General features: G+C 56.3%; 7 protein-coding genes and 1 riboswitch. All 7 genes read right to left on the bottom strand.

Going from position 1 to position 6268, the window contains the following annotated elements; all coding sequences use genetic code 11:
- Positions 1 to 620: 620 nt before the first annotated feature.
- The 7 genes from V7730_RS21645 to thiM are packed head-to-tail and all read right to left on the bottom strand — an operon-like array spanning position 621 to position 5918.
- Positions 621 to 1349, bottom strand: coding sequence for an ABC transporter permease (locus V7730_RS21645; RefSeq protein ID WP_335749632.1), 729 nt, complete (start codon positions 1347 to 1349; stop codon positions 621 to 623).
- The gene (locus V7730_RS21640) at positions 1349 to 2074 is read right to left on the bottom strand and encodes an ABC transporter ATP-binding protein (protein ID WP_335749631.1); all 726 of its coding nucleotides are present in this window, start codon (positions 2072 to 2074) and stop codon (positions 1349 to 1351) included. Before V7730_RS21640 ends, V7730_RS21645 begins: the two co-directional genes overlap by 1 nt.
- Complete coding sequence (gene tenA, locus V7730_RS21635; RefSeq protein ID WP_335749630.1) at positions 2071 to 2757, bottom strand: thiaminase II; 687 nt, start codon at positions 2755 to 2757, stop codon at positions 2071 to 2073. The genes V7730_RS21640 and tenA overlap by 4 nt, the downstream gene beginning before the upstream one ends.
- Entirely contained in the window at positions 2754 to 3692 is a 939-nt protein-coding gene (locus tag V7730_RS21630; protein ID WP_335749629.1) for an ABC transporter substrate-binding protein, read from the bottom strand. The genes tenA and V7730_RS21630 overlap by 4 nt, the downstream gene beginning before the upstream one ends.
- A gap of 11 nt (positions 3693 to 3703) precedes the next feature.
- A complete protein-coding gene (gene thiD / locus V7730_RS21625; protein ID WP_335749628.1) occupies positions 3704 to 4507 on the bottom strand; it encodes a bifunctional hydroxymethylpyrimidine kinase/phosphomethylpyrimidine kinase in 804 nt (267 codons plus the stop codon).
- Positions 4504 to 5145, bottom strand: coding sequence for a thiamine phosphate synthase (thiE, locus tag V7730_RS21620; RefSeq protein ID WP_335749627.1), 642 nt, complete (start codon positions 5143 to 5145; stop codon positions 4504 to 4506). Before thiE ends, thiD begins: the two co-directional genes overlap by 4 nt.
- Positions 5145 to 5918 carry a hydroxyethylthiazole kinase gene (gene thiM / locus V7730_RS21615; protein ID WP_335749626.1) on the bottom strand — a complete coding sequence of 258 codons (774 nt, stop codon included), beginning with the start codon at positions 5916 to 5918 and terminating at the stop codon, positions 5145 to 5147. Before thiM ends, thiE begins: the two co-directional genes overlap by 1 nt.
- Before the next feature lie 48 nt (positions 5919 to 5966).
- Positions 5967 to 6055: riboswitch (TPP riboswitch) on the bottom strand.
- Positions 6056 to 6268: the final 213 nt, after the last annotated feature.

Here is a 6268-nt window from a genome sequence, read left to right as displayed (position 1 = left end):
TGCGCTATGTCGCAGCCGTTTCTGCGGCCCATTATTGCTGTGCGTTTTACATGCGTTAGCGCAGCAGTTTCGAACCCACATTGCAAAAGCAAAGGCCACTTTAGCCCTGCAAAAATATTGTTGCAATTGGTTTGGTTAGATGCCCCCCCCCAGAGGCATTCTGATCCGAATTCCCACATACGAGGCACGGCAAAAAAATGCTGACACTTCGACGCTTCATGATCAAGTTTATTAACGGCACGGCGCAATCCTCCACAAGGATTAAACCACAGATTGGTGCGCTATCGATCAGAGGTTGAAATGTTGGGCACCAATGTGGCCCATGACGTGTTGTTTGCCTGCCGTGCGCCCGGTTTGACAGACAATGCGTAATGCTTTCGTCCGGATCTCTCCCATGTCGTCTAAGGCGGTGCGCCGGGCCGTTGAATGGCAGTTGTGCACAAGCTGCGCCGCAGCGATAGGACGTTTGGTCGATGTCGGCTTTGGGCCGTTCATGTTGGTCAGGATAAGATCTTTGGCAGGATCGCCGCGATACGGCTAACGGCAGCAGTAAACCCAAAGTGTAGATCTTCTGCTTTGCGGCGAATGTCGGCTTTTGGAAAACCTGCTTCGCAGAAGGCTTAACGTTTGCTCAGGTTGTCTGACACTTTGGCAACCACCAGATGCAAAAGCAATGTCATAATCGCAAGCGTGAACAGGCTGGCGAACATCAGATCGGTTTTGGCACGGCCATTTGCCAGCAACATCAGGTATCCCAACCCCTTTGACGCCCCGACCCACTCCCCGATCACAGCCCCGATCGGCGCATAAACCGCCGCGAGTTTTAGGCCTGTTCCCAAGGAGGGTAGAGCGTGCGGAATTTTGATCCGGCACATGATCTGCCGTTTGGTGCCACCCATCGTTTTGGCCATGTCCAAAATTTCCGTAGGGACACGCGTCAGCCCGTCATAAAAGGCCGACGTCACCGGAAAATAGATTATCAAAACGGCCATCACGACTTTGGATGCGATGCCATAACCGAACCAGAGCGTAAGGATGGGAGCAAGCGCGAACACCGGCACCGCTTGGGTAAAAACAAGAAGTGGCATGACCAAACGATGCAGGCGCGCAGAACTTGCCAGCTGGATCGCAGTCACTGCCCCCAAAACTGCGCCGATGATCAGTCCCAAGAAGACTTCGGTTGCCGTCACAAGGGCGTTTTCTGCAATCAATACGTGGTTTTCAATCGCGGCACGTGCGACCCGCATAGGCGACGGCAGAATGAACGACGGAACGTCCGTGATCCAGACGATCCCTTGCCACAACAAAAGCGCAAAAGCAGTTGCCCCCAGAGCATACCTTATCCGCATCATGGCGTTCGCCTCAGATGCGCGAGGAGAGCAGCCTGACAGGCGACGGTTGCAGGGGCGTATTGATCGCGAACGGGTGCGTCTTGCGGGGTTGGCCAGAGCTGCGCGGCCTCTGGCGTCAGGACGATAATCTGATGGCCAAGGCGCACCGCCTCTGCCGGATCATGGGTGACCAGCAAGACAGTTTTATCCACCAGAACCTCGGCTGCGAGTTCTTGCATGTCTGCCCGTGTACTAGCGTCGAGCGCGGAAAAAGGCTCGTCCAGTAAGGCGATGCAACGATCCTCCATCAAGGTGCGCGCCAGCGCGGTGCGTTGCCGCATCCCACCCGACAGTGCGTTTGGTTTTTTATGCGCGTGATGTGACAGGCCGACACGGTCGAGCAGGCGTCCCGCCCTTTCCATGTCGGGCTTTTGACCGCGCAACCGCGCGCCCAGAACGGTGTTTTCCAGAACGTTAAGCCATGGCAACAGAAGATCGGATTGGCCCATGAAACTGACGCGCCCCGCTATGGTGGCCCCATCGGATGCTATAATCTGCCCGGCGAATTTACCTGCAACTGTCAGATCTGCGATCAGGCGTAGAACTGTAGATTTCCCCACGCCGGAGCGCCCCAAAATGCAGGTCCATTGCCCAGCGGGCAGCGTCACATCAACGGGTCCGAACAGATGGACGCCGTCAATTGAATGCTTGCCGCGCAAATGGATTGAAGGAGCCTGCGTCACGCGCCGCGCAATCCCATGTCCCAAAAAGCAACCTCTAATCGCGTGGCCGTGTTAAAGCGTGCTTGCAGATGCGGCCAACGTGCTGTGGCAGTCGGATCAGACCCCATACGGCGCGTCACAGCAGCATCTATCATGTGCCCAACCGCATCCATGGCACCTTGATACCCGTCATCGGCATATGTGTTGATCCAGTCGCGATAGGGCATATCAGGGGCGGCTGTTGCTGCAAGCCGCGTCCCGATCTCGCCATATCCAAAACAGCACGGTGCAAGGGCTGCCATCAGATCGAGAAAATCTCCCTGCAGCCCTGCATCCATAACATAGCGGGTGTATGCGAGGTTTTCGAACTCTTCGGTCGCGGCAAACAGCTTGGCCTCGTCAATGCCTGCCACCGCACAGGTTTGGATATGCAGCGCCATCTCGTGACTGACCAAAGCATCAACAGTGGCGGCACAGACTTTCATCTCATCCAGTGTATCCGCCTTGACCACGCCTAGCGACCATGCCCGCGCAAAATGCACCAGGAAAACATAGTCTTGCACAAGATAATGCAAGAATGCCGCGCGCGGCAGAGAACCATCCCGCAGCCCTTCGACAAATGCATGGTGGGTATAATCCTGCCACGGGTCGCCACAGCCGGCACGCCAACGCGCAAAGGTCTCACCATAAACAGAAACCGTCATTGTGCAGTCACATCAATAGCGATGTCGCTGACGGAATTGATCGACGGGATCAGGCCTGCGTCATGCAAGAAGGCTTCAAACGTGGCATAGCGGCCCACATCCATTGCAGTAGGGCGCAAAGCAAAGCGGGGCAACGTGTCGACCCAAGCGCGTTTGTTCAGCTCGTCGTTCAGCTCGGGCGCGGTGCCTGCAAAAATCTCCCAGCTCTCGACAGGGTGGTTGATGATGTATTGGGTCGCTTTTTCCGTGGCAGCAAGGAAGCGTTGGATCATGTCGATGTCCATCGTGTCTTTGTTGGCCACATAGATCAGCTCGTCATAGGGCGGCAAACCCTCCTCTTCGACATAAAAACAGCGACCCGGCACGCCTTCTATATCCATCTGGTTTAGCTCGAAATTCCGAAAGGCGCCGATAACAGCATCGACTTGACCAGACATGAGCGAGGGGGACATGGACCAGTTCACATTGATCAACTCAATATCTTCTAGTGTCAGGCCGTGGGTTTTCAGGACATGCCCCAGAACCGCTTCTTCAACACCACCGACAGAAAATCCGACTTTGCGTCCTTTAAGATCGGCAGGGGTTTTAATGGGGCCGTCCGCCAGGACCAATAGGCAGCTCAGCGGAGTGGCGACCAATGTACCGACACGTTGCAAGGGAAGCCCCTCATGGATTTGCAGGTGCAATTGGGGCTGGTACGAAATCGCAAGGTCGGCCTGACCTGCCGCAACCATTTTCGGAGGTGCGGACGGATCAGCGGGGGCGATGACCTCTACCGCGAGGTTCTGGTCGGCAAAGTATCCTTTTTCCTGTGCGAGAATGACAGGTCCGTGGTCTGGATTGACGAACCAGTCGAGCAGCAAGATGACTTGATCATGCGCCCAGAGTGGCGCGGCACACAGCGATAAGGCGGATGCAAAGAAGATAGATTTCATTGGTATTACTTTCATTTGGAATAAAGCGCGGCAAAATGGTGGGTCGGCCCATGCCCAGTGCCCACAGACAGATCGCCTGCATACAAAATGGCCTGCGCGACATAGGATTTGGCTGCAGCCGTGGCCGCCACAGGTGTTAGCCCTTTGGCCAGTTGCACCGCTAATGCCGACGACAGTGTACAACCCGTGCCATGGGTATTCGCAGTTGGAGTGCGCACTGCCTCAAACCACGTCACAGCGTCCACTGTCACAAGGCAATCGGGGCTGTCCGGCCCGTCAAGATGCCCACCTTTCATGAGAACCGCTTCGGCCCCCAACGCGCACAATGCCGCGCCTTGAGCGGTCATTTCATCGCGTGTGGTGGCGATGTCGCAGCCCAGCAGATGCGCCGCTTCGGGCAAGTTGGGCGTCAGCAGTGTCGCAATGGGTAACAGTTCATCCCGCAGAGTATTCACTGCATCAGCTTGCAGCAGCTCAGCCCCACCTTTGGCGATCATAACGGGATCAAGGACGATGGGGATGTTTGTATGCCCCTTCAACGCCCGCGCCACAGCCGCTGCGATGTCTGCGTTTGCGATCATTCCGATCTTGACCGCATCAACGCGGATATCGGCAAAGACGGCTGCAATCTGTTCTTGGACAAATGTAGGTGGGACAAGGTGAATGCCCGTCACACCTTGGGTGTTTTGTGCGGTCAATGCCGTGAGCGCAGCCATGGCAAAAGCACCATTTGCCGAAATCGCCTTGATGTCGGCCTGAATGCCCGCCCCACCAGACGGGTCAGACCCTGCGATGCTCAGAACATTAGGGATCATCGTAAACGCTCCGGCCCAAAGGCATCAAACGCGCCCGCAGCGGCCTGCGGATCAGCATGTCCACAGATAGCTGACACGACTGCCATGCCATCCGCACCGCTGCCAAACACACCCTTGATATGGTCGGCTTTCAGGCCACCAATCGCCACGCTCGGCAAGGACGACAAGGCAACCAGTTCCGCTAACCCCTCAAAGCCTACGGGCCGCGCGTGATCGTCTTTCGTGGAGGTTACAAAAACAGGTCCTAGCCCGAGGTAATCAACCAACTCCGGATCAGCATCGCGCACAGTTTGTACCGTCTCGCAGGACAGCCCGAGGATTTTACCCGCGCCAAGCATCGCGCGCGATTGGGCAGGTGAGATGTCGCCTTGGCCGATATGTGCGCCGTCCGCCTCTGCTTCCACGGCAGCTGTGACATCATCATTGATGACCAATGGGACACCTGTGCCCTTCAATACCTCCCTCAGGGCAATGGCGAGTTCAATGCGCTGCGCAGTCGTCGCATGTTTATCGCGCAACTGCACCATCGTCACGCCGCCAGCCACCGCGCGGCGCACGGTTTGCACAACGCCGGTTTGTGCGCAAAGCTTCGGGTCGGTCACCAGATAGAGCCGCAATTGTTTTCTGAGCGCTGCCATTACCCGATGACCTGTGCCAGATCGGTAGGCTGGGCCGCAGAAAGTGCATCGAGGAAATGCATCTGAAAACTGCCTGGCCCCTGTGCCAGTTTTGCGGCTGCCGTACCTGCCACTTTGAAATGGGCAAGCGCTGCGAGAGCTGCGTCAAATGCAGGGCCTGTCGCTGCATATGCGCCCATCAGTGCGGTCTGGGAACAGCCCAACGCCGTGACTTGCGGCATCAAGGACGACCCACCCGAGACATGGGCCTCTTGATCACCGTCAGTCAGATAATCAACCGGACCGGTGATGGCCACAACTGTGCCAAACTGAACTGCCAGCACCTTTGCAGCACCTTGGGCGGCCTCGACACTATCACCACTATCGGCGCCTTTTCCCGCACCCGCTTCGCCTGCCAAGGCCAGTATTTCTGATGCATTTCCCCGTACAATCGTTGGGCGTTGCGCCAACAAACCTTGTGCTGCACGTTTGCGGTAATTCGTGATGAAATGGGCAACAGGATCGAGAACCCAAGGGACATTGTGGTTAGCTGCCGCCGATGCCGATGCGGTCATGCTGGCCAGCCACGGTGCCGACAAGGTCCCGATGTTGATCGTCAGCGCACCGCAGAGGGGCGTAAATTCGGCCATCTCCTCAGGCGCATGTACCATTGCAGGCGATGCACCTGCTGCCAAAACGACGTTTGCTGCAATATTCATCGCCACGTAATTCGTGATGCAATGCACCAAAGGTTTTTGGTCGCGTAGAGCTGTCATCAGATCGGATGGGGGCATGGTCTTTCCTCTTTTTGCCAACAAAAAAGAGGTGTGATGTATGCAGCACAAGGAAACATACGACCTCCCTCCGCCAGCATTATCTGGTTCAGGTTCAAAGGGTACGTCTCAGCTTTTCAGCGCCCCTGGTGGGGAAACGGCTAATTGCTTTTGGAAGTATCGTCAAACAAATTGAGGTTTTGCGGTGAGAAACGCGGACATTCGTCGCATATCACCGAGCGTCCGCTTCGTCCGGCGGTCTCAACTGATCGACGCAACACATGCATTGAAACGCTCTGCGGGAGTTTCGTATCCCAGCGTCATACGTGGTCGCTCGTTGAGCTGTCTTGCAACGGCGCTCAGCTTTGCTT

Source organism: Sulfitobacter sp. (assembly GCF_036961165.1).
Classification (GTDB): Bacteria; Pseudomonadota; Alphaproteobacteria; order Rhodobacterales; family Rhodobacteraceae; genus Sulfitobacter.
Note: the sequence above shows the minus strand (reverse complement) of the source record. Positions and strands in the feature narration are given on the sequence as shown.

Coding starts and splice junctions, on each gene's coding strand:
- thiM (WP_335749626.1), bottom strand. CDS start 5,918: ATGCCCCCATCCGATCTGATGACAGCTCTACGCGACCAAAAACCTTTG.
- V7730_RS21630 (WP_335749629.1), bottom strand. CDS start 3,692: ATGAAATCTATCTTCTTTGCATCCGCCTTATCGCTGTGTGCCGCGCCA.
- thiE (WP_335749627.1), bottom strand. CDS start 5,145: ATGGCAGCGCTCAGAAAACAATTGCGGCTCTATCTGGTGACCGACCCG.
- V7730_RS21645 (WP_335749632.1), bottom strand. CDS start 1,349: ATGCGGATAAGGTATGCTCTGGGGGCAACTGCTTTTGCGCTTTTGTTG.
- tenA (WP_335749630.1), bottom strand. CDS start 2,757: ATGACGGTTTCTGTTTATGGTGAGACCTTTGCGCGTTGGCGTGCCGGC.
- thiD (WP_335749628.1), bottom strand. CDS start 4,507: ATGATCCCTAATGTTCTGAGCATCGCAGGGTCTGACCCGTCTGGTGGG.